Source organism: Microcoleus vaginatus PCC 9802, assembly GCA_022701275.1.
Taxonomy (GTDB): domain Bacteria; phylum Cyanobacteriota; class Cyanobacteriia; order Cyanobacteriales; family Microcoleaceae; genus Microcoleus; species Microcoleus vaginatus_A.
Map to the genome: position 1 here is coordinate 6,436,003 of CP031740.1, position 26,022 is coordinate 6,462,024.

Annotated in this window: 17 protein-coding genes and 2 pseudogenes; 6 read left to right on the forward strand and 13 right to left on the reverse strand. The window is 45.9% G+C overall.

The genetic code is table 11. The annotated features are described in order from the left end of the window. Positions 1-9 precede the first annotated feature (9 nt). The 4 genes and pseudogenes from D0A34_26535 to D0A34_26550 all read right to left on the reverse strand — a co-directional run bounded on the left by D0A34_26535 (position 10) and on the right by D0A34_26550 (position 11,927). Positions 10-6,054, reverse strand: a complete 6,045-nt coding sequence (locus tag D0A34_26535) for a response regulator (protein UNU21929.1) — start codon at positions 6,052-6,054, stop codon at positions 10-12. A 316-nt stretch (positions 6,055-6,370) separates the two neighbouring features. Then, a pseudogene (locus tag D0A34_26540) lies at positions 6,371-6,666 on the reverse strand (hypothetical protein). 1,044 nt (positions 6,667-7,710) lie between these two features. Further along, positions 7,711-8,193 (reverse strand): Hsp20/alpha crystallin family protein, encoded by a 483-nt coding sequence (locus tag D0A34_26545; GenBank protein ID UNU21930.1) that lies wholly within the window; start codon positions 8,191-8,193, stop codon positions 7,711-7,713. A 524-nt stretch (positions 8,194-8,717) separates the two neighbouring features. Beyond that, positions 8,718-11,927, reverse strand: coding sequence for a glycosyl hydrolase family 15 (locus tag D0A34_26550; GenBank protein UNU21931.1), 3,210 nt, complete (start codon positions 11,925-11,927; stop codon positions 8,718-8,720). 456 nt (positions 11,928-12,383) lie between these two features. Between D0A34_26550 and D0A34_26555 the strand changes: the two genes are divergently transcribed. Then, positions 12,384-13,115, forward strand: coding sequence for a glycosyltransferase (locus D0A34_26555; protein ID UNU21932.1), 732 nt, complete (start codon positions 12,384-12,386; stop codon positions 13,113-13,115). An 89-nt stretch (positions 13,116-13,204) separates the two neighbouring features. On the opposite strand, the gene D0A34_26560 is transcribed toward D0A34_26555, so the two are convergent. The 3 genes from D0A34_26560 to D0A34_26570 all read right to left on the reverse strand — a co-directional run bounded on the left by D0A34_26560 (position 13,205) and on the right by D0A34_26570 (position 16,618). Continuing rightward, positions 13,205-15,532 (reverse strand): peptidase S8, encoded by a 2,328-nt coding sequence (locus D0A34_26560; protein UNU21933.1) that lies wholly within the window; start codon positions 15,530-15,532, stop codon positions 13,205-13,207. A 210-nt stretch (positions 15,533-15,742) separates the two neighbouring features. After that, complete coding sequence (locus tag D0A34_26565) at positions 15,743-16,141, reverse strand: transcriptional regulator (protein UNU21934.1); 399 nt, start codon at positions 16,139-16,141, stop codon at positions 15,743-15,745. 156 nt (positions 16,142-16,297) lie between these two features. Continuing rightward, positions 16,298-16,618 (reverse strand): type II toxin-antitoxin system HigB family toxin, encoded by a 321-nt coding sequence (locus tag D0A34_26570; protein ID UNU21935.1) that lies wholly within the window; start codon positions 16,616-16,618, stop codon positions 16,298-16,300. A 213-nt stretch (positions 16,619-16,831) separates the two neighbouring features. On the opposite strand from D0A34_26570, the gene D0A34_26575 reads away from it, so the two are divergent. From D0A34_26575 to grxD, 3 genes are all read left to right on the forward strand, one after another. Beyond that, complete coding sequence (locus D0A34_26575) at positions 16,832-17,455, forward strand: hypothetical protein (protein ID UNU21936.1); 624 nt, start codon at positions 16,832-16,834, stop codon at positions 17,453-17,455. 42 nt (positions 17,456-17,497) lie between these two features. Then, positions 17,498-17,758, forward strand: a complete 261-nt coding sequence (locus D0A34_26580; protein ID UNU21937.1) for a BolA family transcriptional regulator — start codon at positions 17,498-17,500, stop codon at positions 17,756-17,758. A gap of 201 nt (positions 17,759-17,959) precedes the next feature. Next, positions 17,960-18,283: a Grx4 family monothiol glutaredoxin gene (grxD, locus tag D0A34_26585; GenBank protein UNU21938.1), complete on the forward strand. Its 324-nt coding sequence runs from the start codon at positions 17,960-17,962 to the stop codon at positions 18,281-18,283. A gap of 394 nt (positions 18,284-18,677) precedes the next feature. Here the strand turns inward: grxD and D0A34_26590 are convergent, their stop codons facing one another. Together D0A34_26590 and D0A34_26595 are read right to left on the reverse strand one after the other, a co-directional pair. Next, entirely contained in the window at positions 18,678-18,926 is a 249-nt protein-coding gene (locus tag D0A34_26590; protein UNU21939.1) for a hypothetical protein, read from the reverse strand. Between the two features lie 125 nt (positions 18,927-19,051). Continuing rightward, positions 19,052-19,294 carry a hypothetical protein gene (locus D0A34_26595; GenBank protein UNU22478.1) on the reverse strand — a complete coding sequence of 81 codons (243 nt, stop codon included), beginning with the start codon at positions 19,292-19,294 and terminating at the stop codon, positions 19,052-19,054. A gap of 227 nt (positions 19,295-19,521) precedes the next feature. On the opposite strand from D0A34_26595, the gene D0A34_26600 reads away from it, so the two are divergent. Beyond that, entirely contained in the window at positions 19,522-20,256 is a 735-nt protein-coding gene (locus D0A34_26600) for a DNA-binding response regulator (GenBank protein UNU21940.1), read from the forward strand. A gap of 26 nt (positions 20,257-20,282) precedes the next feature. Here D0A34_26600 and D0A34_26605 read toward each other — a convergent pair whose 3' ends face one another. Both D0A34_26605 and D0A34_26610 read right to left on the reverse strand, forming a co-directional pair. Further along, the gene (locus tag D0A34_26605) at positions 20,283-20,633 is read right to left on the reverse strand and encodes a 4a-hydroxytetrahydrobiopterin dehydratase (protein UNU21941.1); all 351 of its coding nucleotides are present in this window, start codon (positions 20,631-20,633) and stop codon (positions 20,283-20,285) included. A 267-nt stretch (positions 20,634-20,900) separates the two neighbouring features. Next, positions 20,901-22,274 (reverse strand): aldehyde dehydrogenase, encoded by a 1,374-nt coding sequence (locus D0A34_26610; GenBank protein ID UNU21942.1) that lies wholly within the window; start codon positions 22,272-22,274, stop codon positions 20,901-20,903. A gap of 157 nt (positions 22,275-22,431) precedes the next feature. On the opposite strand from D0A34_26610, the gene D0A34_26615 reads away from it, so the two are divergent. After that, positions 22,432-23,352, forward strand: a complete 921-nt coding sequence (locus tag D0A34_26615) for an ABC transporter substrate-binding protein (protein UNU21943.1) — start codon at positions 22,432-22,434, stop codon at positions 23,350-23,352. 28 nt (positions 23,353-23,380) lie between these two features. Here the strand turns inward: D0A34_26615 and D0A34_26620 are convergent. Both D0A34_26620 and D0A34_26625 read right to left on the reverse strand, forming a co-directional pair. Continuing rightward, positions 23,381-23,607, reverse strand: a pseudogene (locus D0A34_26620) (DUF4926 domain-containing protein). Positions 23,608-23,701: 94 nt separating this feature from the next. Beyond that, a complete protein-coding gene (locus D0A34_26625; protein ID UNU21944.1) occupies positions 23,702-25,978 on the reverse strand; it encodes a bifunctional (p)ppGpp synthetase/guanosine-3',5'-bis(diphosphate) 3'-pyrophosphohydrolase in 2,277 nt (758 codons plus the stop codon). Positions 25,979-26,022 lie beyond the last annotated feature (44 nt).

The following is a 26,022-nucleotide window of genomic DNA, read 5'->3' on the forward strand; positions in this document are numbered from 1 at the left end:
TTTTAGTCCTCATCTAAACTGTTGAACAAATTCTACTAATTTGTCTTCTTCAAAGTTTTTGGTTAATTCAAGTAACTGATTGGCAAAAGGTGCATAACGCATATCTATTGCCTTCAGGTTGCTGGCTCGCTGCTCAATACTGAGGAGTTCACCTTTCATGGCTAAATCGAACAGGACTGCAACTTCTTCCGAAGGGGGAGCAATCATTTGTTGGTCTTGGATTTGGGAAGAGGGATCGGTAAATATACCTTCTGAACTGAAAGTTGTTCGCTCCTCATAAACCCATTGTAAACCTAAATGGTTGCCCAAGCATTCTAATAACTTTTCTGCCCGAATTGGTTTGAGGAGAAAAGCGTTGCAACCATCCTGGAAAATGCTGTGGGGATCACCGGATAAAATGCTAGCAGAAGTTCCGATCGCGATGACATCTTTCAATGGAGGGATTTTTCTGATCCGCCTCACCGCTTCAAAGCCGTCCATGACTGGCATTACTAAGTCAATTATAATACAGTCGGGTTGAAATAACAGCGCTTTATTCAAGCAGTCTTGACCGTCCGTTGCCTCCATTAATTCAAACCCGATAGGACCTAAAAGATTAACTAAGACAGAGCGATTTTGCCAGCGATCGTCAACAACTAAAATTTTCCGCCGATCGCCTGAGAAACCCCTGATAATTTTTTCAGTTTCTTTTTGATACCCTTCCCAGTTTTCGGTAATAGGCAACTCTAACTCAAACGAGAAAATACTGCCTTTACCTAAAGAGCTTTGTACTTTCAGTTCGCCGCCCATCATCTCCACTAATTGGCGACTAATTGGCAGCCCTAATCCTGTCCCCTCTATCTGGCTAACTGAACCGCTGGCTTGCTCGAAGGGCAAAAATATTTTTGAGAGTTCCTCCGGCGCGATGCCAATGCCTGTATCTTCTACTTGGAAAATAAATTTCGCTGTTAGGGATTGGGGATTGGCGATTGGTGATGACAAAGATTGCTGAGTCTCCAGCCTGTCTACTTTAAAACTAACGCCTCCTTTTTCGGTGAATTTTATGGCATTACCGAGTAAGTTGATGAGAATTTGCCGCAACCTTTTTTCATCGGCTTGGACGCAAGTGGGAAGTGGAGTTAGCGGTTCGTAAATCAAAGAGATTCCCTTCTGTTGGGCGCGAATCTGGCAGATTTCAGTAATGCCTTGGAGAAAGTCTGACAGGTGAAACTCGGTGAGATAGAGTTCCATTTTTCCGGCTTCGATTTTGGACAGGTCTAGAACGTCATTGATCAGAGTTAGGAGGTGTTCGCCACACTGATGAATGATGTTAATACCAGAATTTTGCTGACTGGTTAAACCTGTGTCTCGTTTGAGGATTTGGGTATAACCTAAAATGCCGTTGAGCGGTGTGCGAAGTTCGTGGCTCATGTTGGCGAGAAATTGGCTCTTGGCGCGGTTTGCGGCTTCGGCCGCTTGCTCGGCTCGCTGTCGCTCTTGAATTTCCACTTCTAGGCTCGTATTTTTGGCTTTTAATTCCTCGGTTCGCTCTTCTACTTTGACTTCTAAAGTGTGATAGAGGTTGGCATTTTCTAAGGCGATCGCAGCTTGTCCCGATAGCATCCGCAACACTTCTACCCGCTTCGGCGTGAAAGCGCCATCAATCACGTTGTTTTCTAGGTACAGGATGGCACTTAACTTACCTTGAGATAGGATAGGCGCACACAAAATTGATTTTGGTTTGTGTTGGGCAATGTAGGGGTCGGCGTTAAAAATTTCCTCGCGGCTGGAATCATTTAAAACGACATCTTTCTGAGTTCTGGTGACGTAATTAAGTACCGAGATAGGCACTTGCCCATAAGTTGATACTGGTAAAGATTCCAGCACTCGGACTTGATCTTTAGTCCCCGCCGCTTCTATAACAAGTTGACCCTCTTTTGAGAGAATAAGCGATCCAGTTTCAGCGCCGGCGTTTTCTATCAAAATTTTCATTAACTTGGTGAGCAAGTTAGGTAGAACAATTTCGCTAGAAATGGCAATAGATGCTTTCATTACAGTTGCCAAGTCTAGCAACTCTGTTTGAGCGCCTGTAATGGTCAAAGGAGCCATTGTCATCGTAGGATCGAAAGGGGTTTCGCTGACCGCAGGCGATCGCGCTATTAATTGCGGGTAATTTTCTTCTAGATGTTTAACTTTAGCTAAAGCTCCCCAGCGCATATAGGCATAATAAGCATCGGTCATGTAGGTGCGGGCAATCTTTTCTTTACCCCAGGAAAAATAGAATTTAGCAGCGAGTTCGTGAGCTAGTGCTTCTTCGTTGATGTACTCGTTTTCTTTGGCAAGAGCGATCGCTTTGTCGTACATTTCGATCGCTTCTACTGTTTCGCCTAAAACATGATGTTTTTCGGCCTCTACTAAATAGAATTTATGTAGATGATTCATTGGGGCATAATGGGCCCAGTTTTGCAATTTTTCTTGATTAGCTTGTACTCGGTTAAGAATGTCCTGTTGGTCGGAATGCGAAGTTTCAGGATACACAGCTAGCCGTACTAGAGAATCGTAGAAATAGAAGATAACAACAGTTAGCTGCCCTGTAGATGATCCGAAAGAACTTTCTACTTGAGGGATATTTTTTAACGCTTCCGCGTAATTGTCAAACACATAGCAAAGCGCAAGTTTTTGCAAGTATAAGTAATGAATTGCCAGTTGGTTGTTGGTTTGCTGATATAGCGGCAGCATTTTCTCTTCGTCGTATACTTCCCCCTTTAACTGGCATAGATTTTCGCTTCTTCCCACCATGTTTAAGACGGCTTGCCAACAGATTTTTGTATTATTAAGCGCTGTTTCTTGGCTGATTTTATGAATTGCATCTGTGTAAGTTGCTATCTCTTGTTCGAGTTGCATTAGTTGCTTCCCAACAAAAAACGAGTAATGACTCCAAACCATGACGGCATAGCCAGCATATTCTAAATCTCCAGTTTCCAGCCCAGTAGAGAAAGCCGACAGGAAAGGTTCTAAGGTATTCCGGACGTGTTCTTTCCAATGTTGAACGGCAGCATACACTAAGTGGCAAGTCTTGACTTCGATTTCTTTGGCATTTAACTTTGACACTAGACGTAAAGCTAATTGGCCCAACTCATAGCCCCGCTCAATATCTCCTACCGCCCCGCAAAGAAGAAGACTATATACCGCATATGCAAAGGGAGACACAGAAGCATTGCCATATTGAACGGATAAATCGACCTGTTTGCACACTGTTAAAGGCACGAGTGCGGGCATCCCAGAATAGCAAGCAGAAAATATACTTGACAAAATCCTGATCGCTGCTAATTGATAAGGATCGGTCATTTCAGGGAGATCGATTAAGTCCTCAATTCGGGTTCCGCTCAAAATTGCCGCAGTTTCCCCCAGCGCCTGGCCAATATCAGATGGGTTTGGCGAGTCGGGAAACTCTACCTCCAACTGCTTTAAGACTTGCAGCCCCGTATTCAATGCTTCGAGCAGCTTGTTCTGCGCCATATAAGCTTGAATCTGGACTTCGTACACTTTTACTATGTCCAATAGCGTTTTGGCGCAGTTTTGTACTATCTCAACGAATCTCTGCATTCGGCCAAAATCACCACTCAAATATGCTGACTCTGCTGCTTCCTCATGCAGCCTTAATGTCAGTTCATATTGATTGTCCCAACTATCTACCGCTAGCAGAGATAAACCCACTTGCAAATATTTGACGGCGGAATCGTGGGCTGTAGCAGCTTTCGCTTTCTGACCTGCAATCAGATTCAATTGGGCTAGTTCATATTTTTGGGATTCAGTGGTAAGTAAGTCAGTACCATAATTGAGTTGGTTAACTAAAGCGAAAATATTTTCTTTTCGGTCTTCGGGCGTTGTACTTTGCAGCAGCAGTTGACCGATTTTTAAGTGGGTTTCTTTTTTCTGCTCATCTGGAATCAAAGAATAGGCAGCTTGCTGCACTCGGTCATGTAAAAACTTGTAGTCAACCTTCACATCAGTTAAGGTAAAACCGCCCGATTCTTCCTGACTAAATACGAGGGGAATTTTGTATTCATTGCTCAAAGGTAAAATCAACCCAGCTTGAAGTGCTGCCCACAATTGCGCCGCCGTGACTAAGGATGATTCCTGATTGACAATCGCCAAAACTTCTAAGTTAAAAGTGTTGCCAATACAAGCAGCAAATTTTAATACTTTTTGGGTATCTTCTGGCAATTTGCGTATGTTTCTAGCAATCAGTTCTACAACATTGTAATCGGTGATGCCGATCGCTTGAATTTGCTCGATATTCCATTGCCAGACACCAGAATATAAATCATAAGTCAACAAATCTTCTTGATAGAGAGTTTTGAGGAGTTGACTTAAGAAGAAAGGATTGCCCTGCGTTTTATTAAAAAGTAGAGACGCGAAATTTCGCGTCTTTACAGACAGGGATTCCGAACCGCCCGATTCATTTAAAGTATCCGCAATTAATTCTTCGACATGAACTAGGTGTAATGGTTGAAGGACAATATTATTCACCGTCGCACCACTTTGGCGAATCTTGTCAAGTGTTTGAATCGTGGGATGAGTTGGAGAAACTTCGTTATCTCGATATGCCCCAATCAGCAACAAATACTTGCTATCAGAATCAGTTATTAGCAATTCTATTAATTTCAACGATGCCGAATCCGCCCACTGCAAGTCATCGAGGAAGATAACTAAGGGATGGTCAATAGTCGTAAATACGCCAATGAATTGTTTAAAGACGCGACTGAAACGGTTTTGAGCTTCAGTTGCCCCTAGTTCTGCTACGGGGGGCTGTTTGCCAATAATCAGTTCAACTTCAGGAATCACCTCTGCGATCACTTGCCCGTTAACGCCTAAAGCACCTAATAGTTTCTCTTTCCAAATTTGAATTTCTGCTTCGCCTTCGGTTAGAAGTTGCTGAGTTAAGGATTGGAATGCTTGAATCAGGGAAGCATAAGGAATATTGCGCTTGAACTGGTCAAATTTCCCCGCAATAAAATAGCCTCGTTGCCGCACAATGGGTTTGTGAACTTCATTGACCAAAACTGTTTTGCCTATCCCGGAATAACCGGAAACCAGCATTAATTCGCTGGTGCCACTGGCAACGCGATCGAAAGTTTCTAGAATTTTTTCAATTTCTTGGTCGCGACCGTAGAGCTTTTGCGGTATATTTAATTGCCCTGCTTTATCCGCACTTCCAACAACAAAGTTGGAAATATCTCCGCTAGCCTGTAGTTGGATAAAACAAGTTTCTAAGTCAAATTTTAGTCCTTCAGTGCTTTGGTAGCGGTCTTCAGCATTTTTAGCTAATAACTTCATCGCAATCGCTGAAATTTGTGGTGGGATTTCAGGATTTAGCTGCTGAGGGGGAATGGGAGTTTTGGCAATATGGCTGTGTACCAATTCCAGCGGGTCTGTGGAATTAAAGGGCAACTCGCCTGTGAGCATTTCATAGAAGGTAACGCCTAGTGAATAAAAATCAGTGCGGTAGTCAATTGACCGATTCATCCGGCCAGTTTGTTCGGGCGACATATAGGCGAGTGTGCCTTCGAGCAAATCGGGATGGCTGAGCGTCGAATTTTCTCGCTCCAGGCGCGAAGCGATGCTAAAATCAATAATTTTAACTTTTTCAGTGGCTGGGTTGATGATAATATTTTGTGGCTTTACATCTTTATGAATAATGTTATGTTTATGGAGTTCTGCTAAGGCAGAGACAAGCTGGAGAGCCAAAGAAAGAAATTGAATGATTGAGACTTTTTTACCCTTCATCCAATCGTTGAGAGACTCGGAGCCGGAATCTTCTAATATCAGTGCTAAACCGTTTTTATAGCTTTCTAAACTAATGGCTTTGATAATCGATTCTACGTTCAAGCTGTGCAGGATTTGATATTCGTGTCGCAAGCGGGTGATGTCCGAAAGAGTGGGATACTCAGCCTTTAGCCTTTTGACGATCACGCTGGAAAAGTCTGCATCCTTCCGAGCGCGATCGACTGAAGTTCTTATCCCGCTGTGGAGGGTTTCAACGAATTGATAGCCAGCTAAGTTGATAGTCATTGTTATTCTACCGATCGCAAGGGAATTGAGTGTGAGGTTAAGGCCGGTTTTAAAACTTAATTATTATTGGAGCTGATCGTAACATAGTAATTTACTCAACCAAAGTGAGCTCATGTTTCGCTTCTGGCAATCATGGCCTCATGAGATTGTGTTGTTAACTGTGCTGCCTCAAGGCGCGTTTTGGGTGTTTGTTGGGGGATTAGTTGGCTGCACTTTCAAGGGTGGTGTCGATCGAGTGTTTCCCCGTTGCTGATAATTATCGTTGTCAACCATCACCTCAAACCGAATCATCTATCCATCCGCAAGCCGAACAATCCTAATGAACAGGCGGCGTTTCATACTGGGGGTAAGTCATTTCACATTGGGGACACCGGTCAGTAAACAGTGGGTGGGTATCCAAAAGTTCTAACTGTTTTTCTTTCTGGTGTCCACCCCTGCCTCGGTTGCAGAATCAATTCGCCACCATTGTAGCTTGCCCCTTCGGGTTCCCACAGTTCATCGGGTTCAGCGTTGGGGGTCTGCTCAAAAGTCGGGGCAAGTGTCGGTGTCTGAGCCTGTGGGATGAACTGCACAGACTAAGTGTGGGTTGCGGGCGAGCCAGGAGACAGCGATGGCTCCGCCCCGGCTTACGCCTACGCATTCGGGAAGTTTGGGCATGGCGGGCGTGTTGGGGTTTTGGTTTGGGTTTAGTTTCCCAAAAATTGGGGTGTTGATGGCGATGATCGTACTCGCGTCAAAACATTCCTGCCTTACCGTTATCAAGGATATTGGGCAAAAACTGGGCTAGCTATCGCGACTGCGAGTTACTTGAAAACGCATGAGAGTGAGCTTACCGCCAACTGTCATGCTTTTTGTCAAATTCTAAATTAACGGCATCACTCCTCAGGTTAATTCGTTTAGCGGTCACACAACCACCAAACGTTGTCCAAAAACCAGGGCGTGTACCCGCACAGCGAAACGTGGACGCAGGCTGTTAATCCCTCACCATCTTACCAACGTCCCATGTGCTCACGCCCTTGGGTATGAAACAAAATATGCCTCCCTCGGTTGGATTGCTGTTTTTTAGCGGGCGTTAAAATTGATAGTTAAAATTGACGATAAAATTCAAGCAATGACCGTAGCTTTCATTGACATTGAACACATTCACAGTTTACAGTGTAAAATTACAGCCAAAAGTTTAGGTTAATTGGACTAGCAATACGACTGTGCAAATGGTAGCTCCAAAATTTAAAATAGAAAGGAGAGCGATCGCAGAGTTGGCAAAACTTGGGGAATAGGTGGAATTAGCTGTATTTTGCAATACTAACTATCCTTGCCAATAAGATTGCACTTGTCACAGGTAGCTCGAAAGGAATTAGTGCTGGCATCGCCCTTGAATTAGCAAAATTTGGTGCCAATATTTGTGTCAACTATTGCGATTCTCCAAAATCTGCACTCGAAGTAGTCAACCAGATTCGCTACACCTATAGGTAGCTTTTCTAAGGCTTTCCCAAATAAAGAATACCGAGAGCAATTGTAGCTCCCGGTATGAGTTTTTCCAATTCCGTTGTTGTTAGGTAAATCCAATCAGGCTCAATTTGGGAAAATTTGCCTCACTCAATTAAGCACAGCCTTCTGCGTACTGAGTTCACCATTCGTTACACCAAACGCCGATCGTTATTGGTTAGCCTGTTCCAGGGTCGGATTCGCTGTAGTTCCAGCAACTTGAGCCAAATTAATCTTGACGACTTTATTGCGAGCTTTAGTCACTTTGGGCAGGGTTAGCGTTAGAATGCCATCTTTGTATTCAGCTTGCACAGAGTCGTTTTCAATGTGTGCGGGCAAGGGAAGCACCCGGTGGAATTTGCCATAGCGGAATTCAGAGCGGACGTAGCGGGGTTTTTCGTCTGTGTTTTCGTAGCGGCGTTCGCCAGAGATAGAAATTGCTTCGCGAGTGACTTGAACGTCAATGTCTTTGGGGTCAATTCCAGGCAGTTGCGCTTTTAATACGAAGTTGTCCCCAGCATCAGCCAATTCCAGAGCGGGCATCCAAGTGGCTTCTGAGTTATCTCTCGTTGTTGCCCGTTGGTCAAAAACTTTATCGAGTTGCTCGCGGATGGTTTCTATTTCCGTGAAGGGTTGCCAATAGCGCATCAACATAATCTGTCACCTCAAAGATGGGTAAAGCGTTATAAGGAAAGTTTGGGTTGAAGCTCATTGCTTACAGTTATTATGATGCCGCTTTATAAGTGGGAGCAACAGTCAGGAAAACCCAACTCAGTTAGTCGTATTTGCCAGAATAAGTGCGAAAAGCTCAGGGGCAATTGCTATGGAAGAAAACCGTACAAAGCTATTCCTAGAAACCGAAAAGGCTGTAGCAACGCCATGATGAGCCAGCCTCAGAACTCTGCACGGCGCGAGCGTCGCCCGAAGGATCGCCGGTGTTGCCAACCGTACCAAAAATGCGGTGCGGGTGATGTGTAGCAGGGTAAGGACGTGCAGAGCGGGCCTGAGCTGCTTTCTAATAGCCATCGATCACTCTATGAGGGATCTCGCATAATCCCGCTCAAGCTTAAATATCTCCCTTATTTCTTAGTCTGCAGAGGCGGACTTAGTTTCTGTAGTTGCGGTTTCCACCGCCGAACTATCGAGGGGGTAGCTTGTATTAACCACCCGCACTCAATCTATCCAAACTTCGTCAAGAATCGGAAAGCATCGAGTACGTGACTCGCGCAAACGTAAGGCGAAGTATTGTAAAAAGCTTGCCAAGCCGCCGCTTTATCTTCGTCGTATTTATCGGCTCTTTCCGGGTATTTTCCTTGCCAATTCAGCCGGACTGCGTGACCGACTAATACATCTAAAACGATGTATTCTTCTACTTGCAATTCTGGGTTGCGCTGGGCAATCGCCGCCAACTCCATCAGCGCCTCAATATTGACTTGTCGGTATTCCGGCGCCACAATCTTATTCAGCAAATGCTCGATTTGTAGCGCGAAATTCTTTTCACCCGGTGTCATTTCCGATAATATAATATGGCTATCTAACCGATTGCGCCGCTCTAATTTGTCGCCAATTATCAAGCCTTTGCAGTGCCGCAGGAGTCCCCAAACACTCGGATAAAAATCCTTCGGTACGCGATTGACAGTACCTTCCATCTGCCGCTTCCGCCGCCATCCTCCCGCAGCCATTTGCGGTTCTTCGGAAACTGGCGCTACTACCCATTTAATATCTTTTTCCGCCTGTTTGACCCGCAGGGATTCTTGCTGTTTGAGGATTTGATTCATTTCCTCGTATTCTGTCAACACTTGGCGCAGGCGATTTTTGATTTCAAAGGGACTTAGCTGCATTAAATGTTCGTAAGCTTCATTTTGCGTAACTCCCAATTCGCGGGCTAATTCGCTTGTTAACAGCAGAATAAAGTAGCTAACTCTCAGTGTCAGCAGACCTTTAAATAATTGCGGTTCTGCTTTAATTAGGACGCTGAGGTAAATTAGAATTTCTTGGGTGAGAACTCGATCGCGAATATCTTCTCCGCAGAATTGGCGAATTTTGTCCATCACTTCCGTGTAAGATCCGGGTCGCGAAATTATTGAATCTTCGCTGTAGGCTTTCCCCACAGCAATCTGTTTTTGCCGCACCAAAATGTCTGTCACCGCATCGGACAAGCTGATATCAACTTTGTCCAGCAAACCTGCGACATGGCGGATGACGGCCCATTGGATTTTTGATTGCGAGCTTTCTCCAGCTTTTGTATAAACTTCGTTAAGCAAATCCACAACTTGTACCGTGGCTTCCGCGCCTCCAAATCCTGTATCAAAATTTAATCCTTTGAGACGAACTAAGGTGTGCAATAACTCAATTTGTTCGTACAAATTTTCTGAATCTCGCAGGCTACTTAGCAAGAATTGAGTATTAGTTTCGCACTCTAATTTAAATTCTTGCGTGTGACCCAAAGGCCAAGTTTTTTCGGGAGTGTAAGTTAGATAGCTGCGCGTTTCTACTGCACCTGTCACCGGAGATTCGGTAAATTCAAAATCCTGCATGATATCAATTCTTTCGGTACCAGCAGTCAGCATTAACTGCTTAAGATTTCCGAGTTTAACGGGCGTGTTGTTACAGTGTCCATCCCGGAATTCCTTCATTAATTCTAACAACGCTTCCCGGCCGGTTTCCAGCATCGTGTGAGTCAGCATCAGCGTTACCGTAGGGCGTCCCAACTGATACCAGTGGCGGTGAATGTGAGAAATTTCGCTCTTGATTTGAGCTACTAAAAAATGGTAATCTAAAGTTAAGTAAAACTCTTGTCTGTTCAAAAAGGAGGGGAGAAATACGATCGCCTCTTCGCGAATTTTAAACACTCGAGAAGTTGTTAAACTCCGCAGACGGCGCACGGGGCGCCCGGTTAAGCCTAATTGGTCGTTTCGTCCAATTTGCGTGTAAATAGCTGATAATTCTTTAGTCTGGCGGACTTGAATTGGTTCTACCTGTTTTGGGGTTTGGGCGGCAATGCCGTTAGCGGCTAATTCTGCTTGCAAATCTTCGTCTTCAGCTAACAGTGCAATTTGCACTAAAGGTTCTCTGTGTTGGCCCACTGATAGGTGCCTTCCCAGCGGGTCGATGTCGCCAACTGCGATTAATTCTTCGTTCAGCAATTGACCGAGAAAATACAGACTTTGCGCCCAAACTAGGGGAATATTTTCATTCGGTAAGCGCTGCTGGCTGCTGGGATTTAGCTTTTCTGCTTCTATATTTTCGGCGGGGACGTAGTACAATTCGGGTAGCAGCGGCAAACCAGAGCGATCGACTGCTAGAGATTCCAAACGCTGCTGGTACTCTTGCACTTGGGCTTGATTTCCCTGAAATATGCCGTCCAAGAGCAAATAAGTGAAAAATAGCGGCCACTCGCATTCAATGTGCTCGAACTGCCTTAATTCTGTGGGTTCGTAGTGCAGTCGATCGGCATCTTCCAACACTGTTTGGTGTCCGTCCCGCAGAAACCGCTTGCAGCCGTATTTTCCTTGCAATTTGTCAATAATCTTATTTCGAGTCCGTTCTATTAATTCTCGGTCTTCCACAGCAAAAGCCGGAAAACTAATCACGCTCAATAAAGCAGCATCTACTTCTTTTGAACTAGATTCGCGAGGCAAAAGCGATTCCAAAGTTATGCGGCTTCTGGCAATTTCGTCTGGCAAAACGTGAATAACCGATGCTTGAGAGCCTTTAATCCCAAACAAATCTAACCCATTTATTGCTTCCAGCGCTGCTTTTGCCATGCCAACTGAACTGGCATTCAATTCTGCATTGCCACGATTGATTTTATGGCCTCTTTCCCAAATTCCGTAATCCGGCGTGCGGTAGGCTCTACCGATGTAGTAAACTAAATTTTGCACGAAATTGACTTCATCTATTGTAAAAATTACGTGCAGCCCGGAAGCCGTCATTTGAGCAAGAATTAATAAGAATATAGATGTAGCGTCTAACTGTAAATGGCCCCACTTGTCATCACCGACAACAATACTTCCAGTTTGAGTGTTGTATTTAGCGTGCAGGGCATCTAGGGGCGACTGAGTATTTTTAAAATGTTCTACTTTGCTCGATTGCTGCATCATCGCAAACAGCAATCCGCGCATCAGTTTGACTGTGCTGTGTTCAAGTTCAAATGTCCTGCCCTGATCACCATCAATTTTGCGGTAAGCTAAACCCAAACCCCAAACCGCGAGAATGCTATACACGTTGTCACGCACCCAGGCATCGGTGTAGTCGCCGTGGGCGTTAACGGCGGTACTCGCCGGCAGCAAACCAGTAATTGGGTTCTGGCGCTTGAGGATGATGTTTTTGATTTGCTGGTAGTAATAATCTAACCTGGTTTGCCGCTGGGTTTTTGCGATCGCCATTTCGTTTTCCTTCTTTTTCCTGATGCGAATAGATTTGCGGTGAATAGACTTTTAAATATATCAGATATTAGATCATTTCTCAAGTTATCCAAACACAAAAAGGTAATTGCCATGTCTACCCAAAACCACAATAACAACAGCATTCCTTTCGTGAAAGTTGTCTACTCTACAGTGAAAATTAATGGTAAAATTGAGCTAGTACCGATGGAATGGTACGCTGACGGGTCTGTCAAAAAAATCGAACACTAATGCTCGATCGCACTTGGCTGGCAAACTCTAAGGAACTTGCGCGACCCGTCGCTTACAAAAAAACCGGTTTCTGGGCCACCGAACGATGACTTAACAGACTTTTGGTGGCACAAACCGGGTTTTTTGCGACCAAAACTGCTCTAGCGTCGATCGCCAATCTCAGCTAATTTAAATAACTAGGTGTGTAGGAATCTCAAAGAAAAAAATATGGATCGATCGCAGCCGCAATTTTCAGTGCTGGGACTACCAGTTCACATATTAGATGATTATGCAGGTTGGCTGATGCAGCGCCTGCATCAAGGGTTAGGAAGTCACGTCGTGACTTTGAATGCTGAAATGGCGATGCAAGCCGAGCAAAATCCGGCTTTAGCAGATGTAATCCGCAAAGCAGAACTGGTGATTCCCGACGGTTCGGGAGTGGTGCTGTACTTGCGGATGCGTGGCAAACCGGCGCAGCGCTATCCGGGGATTGAATTAGCAGAATCGCTGCTGCAACAAGCTGGAAAATTGCCGGATTCGGAACCACTATTTTTCTTTGGAGGTTCCCCAGGAGTAGCGGCTGCTGCGGCAGAAACTTGGCAGCAAAAAGTTAACGGATTGTCGATTGCTTCTCAACACGGTTATCTTTCCGCAGATGAAGAAAAAGACTTCCGTGAAAGCCTCAAAAAAATGCAGCCAAAACTGATTTTTGTAGGATTGGGAGTGCCGCGCCAAGAATTTTGGATTGCCGAACACCGACACCTTTGCCCTCAGTCAATTTGGGTGGGAGTAGGCGGCAGTTTCGATATTTGGGCGGGAACAAAAACCCGCGCGCCGGCTTGGTTTTGCGACAATCATTTAGAATGGCTGTACCGGCTTTATCAAGAACCTTGGCGGTGGCGCCGGATGTTGGCTTTGCCACAGTTTGCATTGAAAGCTTTGGGGGATTTTAGAGCTTAAAAGCTGCCAGCACAAAATAGGTTTGTAGTGAGTTCTTTAGTCCTCATAAAATTCTGCGAACTTCAGTCCTCACTACGAACCAATTGCCATTAGACAATGTAAGGAGAATCGATCGCCTTTGCCCGATTAATCGCCACCAAAGTCTGGTAAATCAAAGCCGAAATCTCAGCGCGGGTAATATCCCGCTGCGGCGAAAGCCAATCGCGGGAAGGATAATTAACCACAATCTTCAAGCTAGTTGCGGTGGCCATCGCACTTAAAGCAAAATTAGGAATTTGAGAACGATCGTTGTAAACTTTCAAAGAATCAGGATTGCCGCCCTTGAGTTCCAAACCGTTAACCAAAGACACGATCGCCTCACTCTTAGTCAAATTCTGATTCGGGCCGAACTTCAACCCCGGAAAACCCGCCAAAAACCCCCCCCGATTTGCCCGTTCGATCGCACTTCTCGCCCAAAAAGTAGCAGAAACATCAATAAAATTTGTAGCCGGCACCCTCGGAATCGGACTAAACGCACTCACCAACAGCGCCGCATATTGAGCACGATTTAAACTGTCATCAGGCCTAAAAGAACCGTCAGGAAAACCGCTAATTATATTCGCCGCAGCCAAAGCTTCAATAAACTTCTGTGCCCAATGTCCAGAAATATCGCTGAACACCGCACCCCCGATATTCGGATTGCCGCCGCCCTTTCTCACCGCAGCTTGCACAGCTTTCAAAGCATTCACTTTCCCGTAACCAAACCAATCGCTGCGGCCGTTGTTAGGATCGTAATTTCCCATGCGATTGCCCAACTGGGGATCGGGATCGGGATCGACAATTTTCTCAGCAGTTTGTTCGAGAATTCCCCGCACTTCCCGCGCCGTCAAACGGGGGTTAGCCGAAAGTATCAACCCTGCAACCCCAGCGACTACTGGAGTGGCGCTGGAAGTACCGCCAAAAGTATCAGTATAGTCCCCCCAGTCGTAGCCCCGATCGCCCACTCGATCGGCAGTAAACACCCCCAAACCCGGCAAATACTGCGTCACCTCCGGCGGCGTGGCGATAAATCCAGTTTCGGGCAACCAAGTTCCCGGTGGCGCGTTGTTGCTGGGGGCGCAAACCGAGATGCTGCTGCCCCAATTGCTGTAGGCTGCTTTTTTGTTGAGGGAAGTGGAAGCGCTGACGGCAATTACGTCGGGGTGAACGGCAAATCCGTTTAGCCATCTAGTTTGACCCTCCACGACGTTGTTGGGCCAGCCTTTCTCGTTAACAGTACCGTTGACTGGGCGGTTGGCATTCCCCGCAGCGAACAGAATAACGCAGCCTCTGCCGCCCCGCCCTTGGGTTGCTGCTTTGGTGATAACGGCACTCTGCCGCAGGGAAAGGGGATAGTAAACTGCAGCAGGCCCCCAACTGCAAGAAATGACGGCGGCACCTTTTTCGATCGCCCAATTAAATATTTTTTCGACAGAATTGTCATCGAGAAAACCACTGGCACGGATGGGCATCAGGGCGCATCCGGGGGCGACGCCGACAATGCCTTTGCCGTTTTCTTCAGCAATGGCGACGCCGGCACAACTTGTGCCGTGGTTGTCTGAGTCGGCGACTGGCATCGGGGAGGTGTCGCCGTCTTTGAAATCGATGGGTGAGACAATTTTGCCTTGGCCTTGAAAATCTGGGTGGGTGATGTCAACTGAATCGTCGGCGATTGCAATTACGATCGATCGAACTCCACGAGTCATGTCCCAAGCTGGTTCGGCATAAATTTGAGCACCGCCGACAAGTTGGTTGCCGCCTTTGTTATTGAGATACCACTGTTTGGGATAAAGCGGATCGCGGGGCGTGTAATGCTGCTGCGTCTCTACTAAAATGTTGGGTTCCGCTACGAGAACTTCTGGATATCTTGTCAGGCGGTTGGCAATTTTGACCGGGTTTTCTGTTGCTTGTTTTGTGACTTCGCAGACGAAGGTGTTGGGAATTCCTTCTACTGGCCGGACTATTTTTAAAGCTGCTGCATTGGCGATCGCATTTCGCGATTGTTCGTCTACTTGTTCGCCAAATTGAATGGTAATTTGCTCGGTTAAATAAAAGAATGTACTCGGATTGTTGGCGGGGCAATAGACGTGGCTGGCAAAAGCTACGGCATCACTGGCGCGGGCTGCTTGCATTGCTGCTTCTAGGCTAGAGGGCGCAACGAGATATTCTTCGAGATTGAAGAGGCCGACGCGACGGTTGAGTTTTGCCCCAGTTGTGGCAGCCCAATCGTTTGAGGCTGAGGCTGTTGATGAGGGGCGGACTGTAAAGCGATCGTCCGCTTTTGACAGCAGCAATTCGTCGCCGCCGCGCTGCAAAATCACTGCCAGACTTTCTTCTGGAACTCCGATACCTTGATAATTTTGGAGAGTGTCGGAGGTCGGTTTGCTGGGTTGTACCATCAGAAATGTTCCTGTTTGACTTTGATGTCTATTTATCAAACATATTTATAAGGCGTCAGGGATGTTTTTACCATGAGGGGTTTGAAACTGTAACTAACAGCGGTAGTTTTTCCATCAGTCCGCGTCGGACTTAGTTTGTGCTATCGCGTTGCTAGCGGTTTCAACCGCCGAGTCTTTTTCGATATCAGCGAGTTTTTCAGATAAACACGCTCAAATAAACACGCTAGGATTAACATTAAAAAATTCTCCCAGGGCCTTAGCTTGCGCCTTGCTAATCGCCCGTTTCCCATTAACCACCTCAGAGACTACTCCTTTGGAACCAATCACGCCCACTAAATCGGCTTGTTTGAGTTCGCGCACTTCCATGAAATGCAATAGAACATCCCGGGGAGTCACTTCCGGATCTGGGTAATACTTTGATTCGTATTCTTCGATCAACAGCCCCCAGAGACTCAGTAAAGTTTCTTCTTCTACTGTTAATTCTTCCTTAGACATCAGAAAATCGACTTCTGCGAGGGCAAGATCATTATCTTCTTCGTTCAGGATTGGCTTAGGCTGAGATTTAGCCAGCAGTTGACCGTAAGCTGTTTTTTCAATTGTGATGTTCATTTCTCATTCCTTTGCTTGCTTACTTAGACATGGTTCTCAAGTAGAAGGTGGGTGTTTGTTTCTCGCTATCATGATTTTGACGTTGGGAGTAAATGTTTTCGAGTGATTGAATACATCAGGGAATCTGTAATGTTTCCCCGATAATTTTAGTGGGACTTAACCTATTTTATGTTTGACTTCATCTTCATCATTCCACTTGATATTGTCATATTCGGTATGGGTTATAAATTTTTTAAAATATATAATTTTGGCGGTATAGTTGATTTTTACGATTAATCTATACTGATTACCTTTAATATTAAATATAGTATATCCACAGACTTGATCGACCGATTTGGAATATCCCTGTCGAATCTCTTCTAGTGATTCCCAATCGTTGTCTTTGATGGCCTTGCGCCAGACTGCGATCGCAGCCTTGGCATCGTCGGAGTAGGATTCGATCGCACTCTCCAGATTTTTCTTGGAAATTAGTCTCATTCCAGTACCGTTTTTTACACGACACCTCTATGTTCTCTTAATGAGAACCTCCTGTCAAGTCTCTACTTGAATTTTTCCTAAAAAGCCTTTTGCCCGATCGCACCCTTTGACATTTCAACAAATTTGGTTTACACTTAGCCGGTTGCGATCGCCAATGGTAAGATCGGCTCAAGCTAAATATTTTTTTAAGGCGCACAGGCGCAAAGTAATTTCATGGTATACTCTGGAACTGTTTGCTGGCTTCGCTCCACTGCCCGGATTACGATCGGGGCGATCGCAGCTTTTACCCTGTTGCAACCGCTCCCAGTCCAAGCACAACAACCTTCTGGGCCAGAGAATCAACCGCAAGTCGAACCCGCCGACGACCCCACAGACCCCAACAATCTTCGCCCTCTGACGCAAGACAGCAGTCTGCTGAGCGTCCCAGGAGGCCAGCGTTTGATGACAGAAGCCAGCAGTGCTATTTCCAATCAGAATTACACACTCGCCAGTCAAAAACTCCAAGAGTCCCGCCAAATTTTCAATCAACTGTCCAACTTCTACCAACAACTGGGGAGCAGTTTTGCCGGAATTGACATCCGCTTGGCAGAAAGCCACCGCACCAAAGCTGTAGAAACAGCCCAAATGCGCGACGAAGCTACCTACCGACTGGCGTTGGTACACCGGGCGCAAAATAAACCGGAACTGGCTGTGCCCCTGCTGATTCAGATTATTCGATCGCAGCAGCCAACTCGCGACTTGGGCAAGAAAGCTTACCAGCAGTTACTGGAATTGGGTTTTGTGGATTCGCCCTTTCCCCGGCCTGCCAGCAGTCAACCGAGATCATCGACAAAATAGTTCCACTAAAATCTAAATTACAGCCGTTTATCAGAGAAACCAATGGTTACACCGTCTCAAGTAGCAGAAATGATTAAGGCAGGGTTGCCCGACGCTAAAATACAAGTTGACGATTTGACCGGCGGCGGCGACCACTATCAGGCCAGAGTCGTCTCTGCAGCCTTTGAAGGAAAAAGCCGAGTACAGCAGCACCAACTGGTCTACGGCGCTCTCAAACAGGCAATGGCTAGTGAAGCCATCCACGCTTTGGGCTTGGAAACCTTAACTCCTGCAGAATGGGAAGCTAAGAATCAAGTTGCTTAATTGTTGAGTTGCAAGTGCCGGTCACAAGTTTGTGCAGGTGTCAAGAGTTGCTTGAAATACAACTGCTCCACTTACGCACAAAAACCCAAAAAATCCGGTTTTTTAACTGGAATCTATAGCTGTAACGAAAGATTTTCGTAAAAAACGCGGTTTCTGCGTCAGTCAACGTTTAAAAATTTTCAAACAATATTAGGGCCTACCATGAGTACAACAGCACATCAAAGAATTGACGAGTTGGTTAAGCAAAACAAAATCATGGTGTTTATGAAGGGCAATAAGTTAATGCCCCAGTGTGGTTTTTCTAATACTGTGGTGCAAATTCTCAATACTTTGGGAGTGCCTTACGAAACAGTTGATGTTTTGGCAGACCAGGAAATTCGTCAAGGCGTTAAAGAGTATTCCCAATGGCCGACAATTCCCCAAGTTTATATCAACGGCGAGTTTATTGGTGGCTCGGATATTATGATCGAGATGTATCAAAAGGGCGAATTGCAAGAAGTTGTAGAAGTGGCTTTGGCTTCTTAAATTAGACAGAAAAAACATATCCCCGACTTCTTAAAGAAGTCGGGGAAATAACAGCAATCGCGCTTTACGTGGAATTAGGTTGATTTACTTAATTATTCGTTATAGCAATACTAAATCATTTGTGAATTTCTTACTCCCTCCCCGCGGGTTCGGGGAGGGTTGGGGTGGGGTAAAAAATTTACGACTCATTTAGGATTGCTATACCAGGCTCTGCCTGGGAACGCAATGCGGCCGGCTCGGCATCGAATTTTTAGGCTCCCAAAGCGAGGCCGAGCCTCTGGACATCGGTTCCCAGGCAGAGCCAGGGAACCCGTTACAATTCCCAATTCCCAATTCCCAATTCCCAATTCCCAATTCCCAAATCATCAAGGGTTTATCCAACCGAATTTGCTATTTAATAGTAGTCGGCTTCAGTTTGGGTCTGTGGCATTGCAAAATTGGAGGGGTCGTGAATGTAACGCGCTGCTTCTTCCTCTAGTCTGTGAATCAGATAGGGTTCCAGACCGTTGGAATGCCGCAGGGCTGCTAAATACCCGTCTAAGTAAAGCCGCAGGTCATCGAAGCGATAACCTCTATTCCACATTTCGACGAGGGCGTCGGTGAGTTTTTGGTAGTGCCGGATTGTTTGGGTGTCTTGTAGCATGGTGTGAGGTTGAAATCCTTTGTGGTTTGTATAATGACGGCGGGATTTAGGAATGGCCTCGATTGATGCTGAGTGGCTCCGCTTGAGGCTATTTCTAAATAAAAGTTTTTACCCTGCTCAACAGGCTACCCTCCATAAAAAATTTCACTCGTTGCAATGCAGTTGCTCGACTTTTGGCGCGCACCTAGATAATTCGCTGTGCGTTTAATGGAGTCGGGATGTTGCTGAATTTGGCGGTCAAAGTGGGTTAGTGTTCCGGCTACCGAGCTAACGGTTGGAGGAATTCTAGTTTCACTTGCGCGATTTGTCAACCTCCTGGCAGTGGGGGCTGGGTCGGGGGGTTCGCTTTTGGCAGGCGGTTGGGGCATGGGGTCGATCATCTTTACACTGTCTTATTTTCATTGTAAGCTTACCGCCAGAAGGATTTAACCTTTCTGCAGGCTGACCCTACCAAATTGACCCAATATTTAAAAGTCCTACCCTAGGTATGTCCGCTGCTTTAAACGCAGCTCATGCTTGAGTAGCGATGGTTACAAAAGCTTGACAAAAGCTCTGTTAACCTTGTAGCAATTAGTGATATGGGAAGCTCGCCTCTGTGGAATCTGCAAGTATTTCAATTGTTGAAGGGAATCCGCACCTGCGATCGCTCTTGGGGTGGCATCTACAGCAAGTCGGTCACTGGGTGCACCAGTCAGCGGATATCAGTCACGCTAGGGAAATATTTTTCAGCCGTCAGCCAACTCTAGTCATTCTGGATGCCCAATTGCCGGATGGGGACGGTTTGGAATTTTGCCACTGGCTGCAACAGCAGCAGCAGTCACTGATTTTGATGCTGTCGGCGCGGAATTCGGAATCGGATATTGTTGAAGGTTTGAAGGCGGGGGCAGACGATTACCTGACTAAACCCTTTGGGATGCAAGAATTTATGGCCAGGGTGGAAGCTCTGATGCGCCGCAACCGCACGATGGTACCGCCGGCGACGCTGGAGTGCGGGCTGCTGAAAATTGATTTGGTGCAGCGCCGAGTCAGGTTGTACGAGGAACATATTGAGCTGACTCCCCAGGAATTTAGCCTGCTGTACGTGCTAGCTCAAGCTGGAGGAGTGCCGCTGTCGCGCTCGGATTTGCTGCGGAGGGCGTGGCCCGATGCTATTGATAACCCCCGGACGATCGACACTCACGTACTCTCTCTGCGTAAAAAAATCGAAATCGACCCGCGACAGCCGAGCCTGATTCAAACTGTACGGAATGTCGGCTACCGACTGAATCTGGAGTTGTTGAATGCGAATCAACGGCATTCACCGCTGGTACCCGGAGCTGTGAGTTCTTAGACTAGGATCGGGCTATAAGTCGGATTTTATTTTGGGAATTGATTGGCGATCGCATCTGTTTTCGCCGCCATAATAAAGTCATTGCGGTGCAGTCCAGAAATCGCGTGAGTCCACCAAGTAACGGTAACTTTTCCCCACTCGGTTAACAGTGCGGGGTGATGTCCTTCGGTTTCTGCTGCTTCGCCGACGCTGTTTGTAAAGGCGATCGCACTTTTGAAATCCGGGAATTCGTAGGTGCGTTCTATTTGGGGAATGCCATTTTTTTCGATTAAATTCCAGTCGGGAATTTGAGGTTTTAGCTGGACAATTTCGTAAGCTGTGAGGCGGGGAGAGTTTGGGCGGCAGGCGGCACAGGGTTCTTTTGCTAAAGGTTCCATAAATTGCGTGTTAGCGATCGGATGCTAAAAGATATTATAGACATTTCTAATGTGGATTATTTGGGACGGGGCAACTGTCCTTTAGGAGTGACGTAGAGATTGTGATGGAAATGGCTCAAAAAACAGATGAGCAATCATTTAAAGTTTATGGAAATAATCGTTCACCGTGGAATCGCTTAACCGATAATGTCAGGAAGGGGCGCGTTGATTTGGCTATCTCGCTTATATTGTCAACGTTGGTGAACCCGCCCCTGCAAGTGCGATCGATCAACCGATAACTTTCTTAATCAAATCCAACTTACCTAGATAGGGAGCGTACCGCCATTTTAAGTCAACTAAAAATGACTTTTGCAGCACGCTTTTGTAATGAGAAAAAGTATCAAAAGTCGCTTTGCCGTGATAACTCCCAATCCCGCTGTCGCCAACTCCCCCAAAAGGTAAAGTTGTCACCGCGTATTGCATTACAGTATCATTTATCGAAACTCCCCCAGAGGAAGTTTCCCGCAAGACTCGCTCTTGTTTTTCTTTATCCTTCGAGAACAAATACAAAGCTAAAGGTTTGGGACGAGCGTTGATTTGGGCGATCGCCTCCCCGAAATCATCATACTCCAAAACTGGCAAAATCGGCCCAAAAATCTCATCTTGCATCACAGGCGAATCCCAGGAAACATTATCTATAACCGTCGGTGCAATATATCTATCTTCCGGCTTAACTTTCCCGCCGACGACAACTTCCCCGTCTTTAATAAACTCTGCCAAACGTCCTAAATGATGCTGATTGATAATTCGGGAATAGTCGGGACTTTTCTGCGGATCGTCGCCGTAAAATCCGTGAATTGCTGTTTTAATTGCCTGCATCAAATCAGGTTTAACTTTTTTATCAACTAACAGGTAATCGGGAGCCACACAAGTTTGACCGGCATTGATGAATTTGCCCCACGCAATGCGTTTAGCAGTGTATTCAATTTGAATATCTGAGTCTACAATGCAAGGACTTTTGCCGCCCAATTCTAATGTGACAGGTGTCAGGTGTTTGGCCGCGGCTTCCATGACTATTTTACCGATTTTTGTGCCTCCTGTAAAGAAGATGTGGTCGAATTTTTCGGCTAATAATTGTTGACTGATTTCGACTCCTCCTTCGAGGGCGGCTACGTAGGCGGGATCGAAGGTTTTGGTAATCAAGTCGGCGACAACTTCCGACGTGTGCGAGGCGATTTCAGAAGGTTTGAGGATGGCGCAGTTGCCGGCGGCGATCGCCCCGACCAAAGGTGATATCATTAGCTGAAATGGGTAATTCCAAGGCCCGATGATTAAAACAACGCCCAAAGGTTCTGGGTAAATGCGGGCCGATGCTGGGAATTGATCGATCGAAGCAGGCACTTTTTTCGGCTTTGCCCAGGATTTAACGTTTTTGATGGCATAATTAATGTCTGCGATCGTAGCAATTTCAAAATAAGCCTCGTACTCCGGCTTGTTCAAATCAGCGTTGACAGCATCCACAATCCGTGATTCATTGGAAGCGATCGCACTTTTGAGATTTTTGAGTTGTTCGATCCGAAAATCCACATCCTTAGTTTTCCCAGTCGCAAAAAATTGTCGCTGCTGCTGGATAATATCGCTGACTCTGATTACCATATTTATTCCTCCATGTCTATCAATAAATGTTACAACAGGAAAACGGAAGTTGGGTAAAGTGCGATCGGTGTTAGATTCCCGACTTATTGAATAACTTGGGAATCTTGGCTTTATGCTATAACTTATAAGGTATTAAGTGTAGATTTTTAATGTGAGTTAAGTCATGAAAATCTCTAAGAACGATTTTTTTTTCTATTCCTGCTGGCTGCTTTGCTTGCTTGCAGTAGCAGGATGTACCTCTAAGCCCCAAAAGCAAGTTGTCATCTGCTCGAAAGACTTTACCGAACAAGTCATCCTCGCAGAAATTTTAGCACGCCATATCGAAGCTAAAACAGATATCAAAGTAGAACGAGAACTGAATCTCGGAGGCTCGCTTTGCCATCAATCCCTAACAACAGGTAAAATCGACTTGTACGTCGAATACACGGGCACTGCTTACGCCAACCTGCTCAAACAGAAACCGATTTCTGATCCCAAAAAAGTCCTCGATTACCTCAAGCAAGAATATCCCAAACAGTTTAAAGCAGAATGGACGGAACCGCTGGGATTCAATAACAGTTTTGCGATTATTGTGCGGGGAGAGGATGCCAAAAAACTCAATTTACAAACTCTCTCACAACTTGGGAAAGCTGCACCTAACCTCCGGGCTGGTTTCGGCCCAGAATTTAACGAGAGAGAAGATGGATTTCCCGGATTAGCTAAAACTTACGGGATTAAGTTTCGAGAAGAACCGAAGGAGTTGCTGTTAGGATTGCTTTATCAAGCACTGCAACAAAAAGAAGTAGATGTGATTGCGGGTAATACGACGGACGGTTTGATTCAAAGTTTAGGTTTAGTAGTTCTCAAAGATGACAAGAACTATTTCCCGCCCTACGAAGCAGTTCCGGTTGTGCGATCGCAAGTTTTGGAAAAATACCCGGAATTGCGTCAAGTGATCGGAGAACTGGGTGGCAAAATCTCCGAGGAAGATATGCGGAAACTAAACTACCAAGTTGATAAACAACAGCAGGAAGCCGGACAAGTGGCGCGGGAGTTTTTGCAGCAAAAGTTGGGCGTGTCAAAGCCCGTCGCTCCGGCGAAATAAAGGGTTTGAATTTTAGTATATTCCCACGTCAACTTAATTTGCCAAGCTGCAAAACAGAAGCTTTTATGGGATCAATTTGGGACTGGGCAACTTCAACTTTAATTGCTTCGACATTGAAACCCTCTAAGCTATAGCTGTCTTATTGATTTTCCGGCATCGGTACTTCTCAACAATAGTGCCTGTAGCACCTTTTTTAAAATTGTATTTGGGGATGTTTTCGCGCAATGCTACCGGTGAAAACAGTGGAAATTTCATTGCGACTTAGACCATTTTAGATTTTAGATTAAAGAATTAGGAACAGAGGATAAGGTGCGCGGGGCGCACCCTACAATACAGTTAGGCTATCTTCTTAAGTCCCTTCACTCAGCCTCCGCAAATTCAAAATATCGCTCATCTTTTTAATTTGCATACAAGTGCGCTCGAACTGTTGTTTATCCTGGATATCCATGCACAAGTCAATTAATGCAGGCAATCCGGGATATGTTTTGACTTGAGCGCTGCGGACGTTTACTTGGTTGTCCTTCAAATGCGATAAAACATCATTGAGAACTCCCACTCGATCGAGGGCTTCAATTTGAATGTTAACCGGATAAGTGTTGGGTCGAGATTCATTGCGGTTGCTGGAATTCCAACTCACAGGAACCAACCGATCCCCAGGCACGCTCTCAACATTTGAACATCCTTGCCGGTGAATCGAAATTCCGCGAGTGCGAGTCACAACTCCAATAATTGATTCCCCAGGAATCGGACAGCAACAGCCGGATAAATGGTAGAGCAATCCCTCTACACCTGCGATCGGCGATTTGCTCGGAGACGAACTCGGTACTGGTTTCGGTGCCGTCGATGCAGGTATTAGCTGGGGCAATTCCTGTCCTCCTGCGGGAGCAGCTTCAATTTTTTGCTGCACTTTTACTAAATCTCGCAGTCGATTTACTACGAGATTTAGAGTCACTTCGCCATAGCCCAAACCGGCGATTAAATCTTCGACGCTGTGGTAGTTGCAGCGCTGAGCCACAGACTGCATGGGTTCAGATTTCAGCAAAGATTCTAAGCCGTTTTTACCTAATTCTTTTTCCAGCAATTCCCGCCCGCGAGCAAGATTTTCATCTCGGTGCGATCGCTTCAACCACTGGCGAATTCGGTTTTTTGCTCCGTTTGTTTTGACAAAATTCAGCCAGTCGGAACTCGGATGACCATTTTTTTGGGTCAAGATTTCTACAATATCGCCGTTCTTTAAAACCTTATCTAGTGTTACCATTCGCCCGTTGACTCTGGCACCGGTGCAGCGATTGCCAATTTCTGTGTGAATGCGGTAAGCAAAATCTACGGGAGTTGATCCACTATTGAGAGCAATTACGTCTCCGTTAGGAGTAAAAACGTAAATATCTTCGTCGAATAAGTTGTCCTTAATGCTTTGTAAATATTCGCGATCGTCTTTCAGGTCGCTTTGCCATTCTAGAAGTTGTCGCAGCCAAGTAAATTTTTCGTCGTCGCCGGTGACTGTTGTGTTAGAACCGCCAGTTTCTTTGTATTTCCAGTGGGCGGCAATGCCGTATTCTGCAATGTGGTGCATTGCTACGGTGCGAATTTGCACTTCGATGGGGCGGCCGCTGGTTCCGATTACTCCGGTGTGTAAAGATTGATAGCGGTTGGCTTTTGGTAAACCGATATAATCTTTAAAGCGGCCGGGAATCGGGCGGAAAGAATCGTGGACGATCGCCAAAGCCCGATAACAGTCATCATTGCTTTCTACTATGATCCGCACCGCAGCAATATCGTACACTTGGTTAAACCCTTTTTGGCGGCGCTGCATCTTCCCATAAATCCCGTACAAATGTTTGGGACGGCCGCTAACTTCGTAGCATTTAATGCCTAAATTGTCAAGCCTTTCTCGCAAACAATCTGTGACTTCTGCGAGTTGAGTTTCTCGATCGGCCCGCTTCTCGGCCACCAATTCCTGAATTTCGCGGTAAGCTTCCGGTTCCAAGTATTTAAACGCTAAATCTTCCAATTCCCACTTAAAGCGCCCGATACCCAAACGGTTCGCCAGGGGAGCAAAAATATCTCGGGTTTCTAGGGCAATACTGCGCTGCTTTTCTTCGGACAAATGCTCCAAAGTCCTCATGTTGTGCAGCCGGTCTGCCAGTTTGACGACAATGACGCGAATATCTTTAGCCATTGCTAGGAACATTCGGCGGAAATTTTCAGCAAGGCGCTCTGTTTTGCTGGAAAAATTAAACTTAGAAAGCTTGGTGACACCTTCAACCAACTGTCGCACTTCCGCGCCGAACCGCTGTTCTATTTCTTCTAGAGTAATATCTGTATCTTCAACAATGTCGTGGAGGAAGCCGGCGGCAATCATGACGTTGTTGCCGCCCATATACCGGAGTATTCCAGCGACCGCTACCGGATGGCAAATGTAAGGTTCTCCTGATTTGCGGTATTGTCCTTCGTGCAAGTCGCGGGCAAATTCAAAGGCCCGACAAATTAAGCTGTCGTCCGTCGAGGAGCAATTCGGGTTAGGGCCCCCATCAGGCTGCGATCGAGTATTCAGGCATTCTTGCAGCCAATCGGGAACTACAGCAGGATCGATCGAATGAGAGGGAGTCAGAGTGTTCGCGTTCATGGGGTACACCTTTAAAACTTAGAAATACAAATGGTTAAAAGCCG